At 63.4% G+C, this 4,310-nt stretch carries 4 protein-coding genes and 1 pseudogene; all 5 read left to right on the plus strand.

All coding sequences use genetic code 11. The features are described 5' to 3' along the window. Nucleotides 1-707, plus strand: a pseudogene (locus tag RUW20_RS19455) (Fic family protein); the annotation flags it as partial. Between the two features lie 8 nt (nt 708-715). Beyond that, entirely contained in the window at nt 716-952 is a 237-nt protein-coding gene (locus RUW20_RS19460; RefSeq protein WP_313953876.1) for a hypothetical protein, read from the plus strand. Continuing rightward, the gene (locus RUW20_RS19465) at nt 949-1,896 is read left to right on the plus strand and encodes a DUF5655 domain-containing protein (RefSeq protein ID WP_313953877.1); all 948 of its coding nucleotides are present in this window, start codon (nt 949-951) and stop codon (nt 1,894-1,896) included. The genes RUW20_RS19460 and RUW20_RS19465 overlap by 4 nt, the downstream gene beginning before the upstream one ends. A gap of 380 nt (nt 1,897-2,276) precedes the next feature. Continuing rightward, nucleotides 2,277-3,206 carry a Fic family protein gene (locus RUW20_RS19470; protein ID WP_313953878.1) on the plus strand — a complete coding sequence of 310 codons (930 nt, stop codon included), beginning with the start codon at nt 2,277-2,279 and terminating at the stop codon, nt 3,204-3,206. A 148-nt stretch (nt 3,207-3,354) separates the two neighbouring features. Next, on the plus strand, nt 3,355-4,310 hold a 956-nt coding region (locus tag RUW20_RS19475; protein ID WP_313953879.1), incomplete at its 3' end, for an NAD(P)H-dependent oxidoreductase subunit E.

A 4,310-nucleotide genomic window follows, 5' to 3' on the forward strand; every position in this document is an offset into this window, starting at 1 on the left:
GACTCACAGCGAGAAAGACGCGTGGCACCGTGGAAACTACAAGACCTCCTCCAACCGCGTGGTGGCGTTCGATGAAGATGGCAAGCAACTCGGCGTCGTATTCGAGACGGCGACGCTCTTCGACACTCCTCGTCTGATGAGCGAACTGTTGATCTGGTTCAATTACCGAGCGCGCTGCTTCCGGAACAGGCCGGCTACACCCCTTGTTGCTCATCGGCATGTGGGGCGTGGTGTTCCTGGAGATCCATCCTTTCCAGGACGGCAACGGTCGCCTGAGCCGTGTGCTGACCACCCTGCTGTTGCTGCAGGCTGGCTACGCCTACGTCCCCGACAGCTCGCTCGAAAGCGTGATCGAGCAAAGCAAGGAAGCCTGTTACCTCGCCTTGCGCCAGACTCAGGGCACGATTCGCAGCGAGATGCCCGACTGGCAGCCGTGGCTTGACTTCTTCCTGCGCGCCGTCGCTGAACAGGTGCGACGACTCGGCCGAAAGATCGAACGCGAGAAGCTGGTGCTCGCCACCCTGTCCGCGCTATCGCTGCAAATCGCCGAGTTCGCGCGTGCGCATGGCCGCATCACCATGGGCGACGCGATCAGGCTCACCGGCAGCAACCGCAACACGCTAAAGCAGCACTTGCGCGCGCTGGTGGGAGACCGGCATTTGCGCCTGCATGGCAGTGGGCGTGGCGTCTGGTACGAGCTGAGGTAGGAGCTTCCATGATCGACATTCGTCCGCCGAGCAACTTCACAGCGCTCAAGGAACACGATGAGCAACTCGAACGTCTGGGCTTGCTGGCTGAGCGCTACCTTGCGGACGACCCGAACACCAGCCTGCCGAAGTTCCGCCAGTGGGCCGAGGGCCTGGCCCAATCGGGTCGCGTCCAGGGTGGGCCTGTAGCGGTCGTCAAGCATGAAGTGCTTACCTTGGCTCCCAAAAACCAGGAAACGAGATGAGCGACATCAAACTTTTCCACCTCCAGTCAGGCAGCGCCACCGAACTGCAAGGCGACGCCTCGGATCTCGAACGGCCACTGCAATCGCTGATCGAGGCCAACCTGGAGACGCTGCTTGGCATCCGCTTTCTGGCTACCGAATACTCCACCGGTAAAACGCACGCCGGCCGCATCGACTCGCTGGGGCTGGACGAAAACGATTGTCCGGTGATTCTCGAATACAAGCGCTCGGTGGGCGAGAACGTCATCAACCAGGGCTTGTTCTACCTCGACTGGCTGATGGATCACCAGGCCGAGTTCAAGCTACTGGCGATGGACAAGCTGGGCAAGCCAGCGGCCGACCGCATCGACTGGAGCGCTCCACGGCTGGTGTGCATCGCGGCAGACTTCACCAAGTACGACGGGCACGCGGTGCAGCAGATCAACCGCAACATCGAGCTGATCCGCTACCGTCGCTTCGGTGACGAATTGCTGCTGTTGGAGCTCGCCAACGCCACCAGCGCCAACAGCGGGCATGGCGGTGCTATCAAGAATGCAAAGCCACCCAAGGCAAAGGTGGCGGCCGCAAAATCCGCTACCGGCGACAGAGCCTTCGCCGACTGGCTACCGCTGCTGCCGCCGCACCTGACCGACTTGCTCGCCTCACTGGAGGACTATCTTGTCTCCCTCGGCGACGACGTGCAGCGCAAGGAGCTAAAGCTCTACCTGGCGTTCAAGCGGCTGAAAAACTTCGCCACTGTGGTAGCGCAGAGGAACCGGCTATTGCTCTATCTACACCTGAACCCCGAGTTGCTCACGCCATTGCCGGTAATTGCTCGCGACGTCAGTCAGCAAGGGCATTGGGGGACGGGCGACCTGGAGCTCTCACTGACCGCGCAGGCAGATCTGGAGACCGCTAAGCCGCTGATCCTGATGTCGTACAACGGGCGCGGTACGGCGGTCTAGCATCTTGCTGGCAGTGGATAGACGGAACGAATCCAGGCTGGTGCGAGTTGCACGCGGGCTGGAACTTCAGGAGGTGAGGAATTGCGTGCACGGATTGATCATGGCCGCTCCCAGCGATGCTCTGGATCGGATGCGAGTAGGCCGACTCCAGGCGACGACGCCGGCGTGTCGGACCACTATCGAGGCACCGTCCCGACATTCCAAATGATCAAATAGGCCCGAATCAGCAGCACGAGAAACGCGTCACGAACACCCTACACCTCTTCGCCGCAGCCACCCTCCCCGTCCACCCCGCAGCGGCGTGGTATCTCGCCGACCTCGGCGAGTTTCGAGGCAAGCAAGAACTCTACACGCGCCAATCGCCGCAGCGTTTGCAGGCCTTGCGCGAACACGCGCTGCTCGAAAGCGCGCTATCGAGCAACCGCATCGAGGGGGTGTCGATCGAAGCGGCGCGGGTACGCGACGTGTTGGTGACGGCCCGACCCTTGTTTCGTGACCGCGACGAGGAGGAAGTGCGCGGCTATCGCGATGCCCTGGCCTGGATACATCGGGCGGCGCCACCCATTGATGAGGCGACGGCGCAGCGCCTGCACGCTCTGGCGCGTGGCGAGATCTGGGACGCAGGGCGCTACAAGGAAAAGGACGCCGACATCATCGAACGCTATCCGGATGGTCGCGAACGGGTGCGCTTTCGCACCGTAGCGGCGGCGGAAACACCTGCCCGCATGGCGGCGCTGTTGACCGCCTGGCACGCTTGCCGCGACGAAAGCTGGGTGCATCCGCTGATCGCGCTGGCGGCGTTCAATCTGGATTTTCTGTGCATTCATCCGTTGCGCGACGGCAATGGCCGCGTATCGCGCCTGCTGTGCCTGCTGCAAAGCTATCAACTGGGCTACGAAGTGGGGCGCTACATCAGTCTGGAACGTCTCATCGAGCAGAACAAGGACAGGTACTACGAGACCCTCGAACAAAGTTCGCAGGGCTGGCATGAAGGCAGGCACGACCCGTGGCCATACATCAATTACCTGCTATCGATCCTCAAGGCAGCCTATCGCGAGTTTGCCGAGCGCGTCGGCGAAACGAAAGCACCGCGCGGTGCCAAGCGAGATCAGGTGCTGGCCGGGATTGAGCGCCTCGTCGCCCAGGGCGGTGATTTCTCGATCAGCGCCCTGGAACAAAGTTGTCCGGGCGTCGGCCGCGACATGGTGCGACGGGTTCTTCGCGAGCAGCAAGCGGCGGGCGTGGTCGAGTGCAAGGGACGCGGACCCGGCGCAAGCTGGGCGAAGAAGGGGGTAATTACCCTCAAATAAGGGTAAGAGAGAGGGTATTAAGGTTTTCATCGAGCCACTGTCTCGATGCTGCCAGCCCCGGACGACTTGCCCGAAACCGACGCTTTATTTCCCCGTCGGCAGCGCTCACGTTTGTTAGGATTGCCGCTTCAATCGTGGAAACCAACGAATGAGCCGCACGGAACAAGCCACCACAGGACGACGCAAGGGACGCGGGCAGCGCCGGGGCCGGCGCGTCGACCCCGCGACGCGCGACGCTGTCATTGAGCTGCTGGCGGGCATGCCGCTACGCCGCGACCTCTTGCTGGAACATCTGCACTGTCTCCAGGACGCGCGAGGCTGCCTGCGCGAGGGAGAACTGGTGGCGCTGGCGGACCTGCTGCGCATTAGCGTTGCCGAGGTCTACGAAACAGCGACCTTCTACGCCCATTTCGACCTCCGCGATGACCACGAGCCGACGCCGGCGCTTGCTGTGCGCGTCTGCGACGGCCTCAGCTGCCGGCTGCAGGGGGCGCTGCAGCTCGACGGCTCATTGCGCGAGCTGCTGCCGCCAAGCGAGGCCAGAGTCCTACGCGCACCGTGCATGGGCCGTTGCGATCTGGCACCGGTGGTGCAGGTCGGCAAACGCCATGCCGATCGTGCAAGCGCAGCCGACGTACAGGCGCTGATCGACGCCCAAGCCTTTACACCGCTGCCGGCGGCCAGTGAGAGTCTGGCCGCCTACCGTGCGCGCGGCGGCTATCGGCAGCTGCTGGCGCTGCGCGACGGCAGCTTGCCGGCCGAAGCGGTGCTTGCCGAAGTCGAGGCGGCCGGGCTGCGCGGGATGGGCGGCGCCGGTTTTTCGACCGCTCGCAAGTGGCGCCTGGTCGGCGCGGCCGCGGCGCCGCGCTACCTGGTGTGCAACGCCGACGAGGGTGAACCGGGCACCTTCAAGGACCGCTTGATCCTCGAACAGCAGACGCACCAGTTTCTCGACGGACTGCTGCTGGCAGCGGCCTACATCGGCGCTGCCCGTTGCTGGATCTACCTGCGCGACGAGTACCCTGCGGCACACGTACTGCTGAGCCGCGAGATCGCCGCGCTCGAGGCAGCGAATCTGATTGCCCCAGGCTTCATCGACCTGCG

The sequence above is a fragment of the Accumulibacter sp. genome, from assembly GCF_032229525.1.
Lineage (GTDB): Bacteria > Pseudomonadota > Gammaproteobacteria > Burkholderiales > Rhodocyclaceae > Accumulibacter.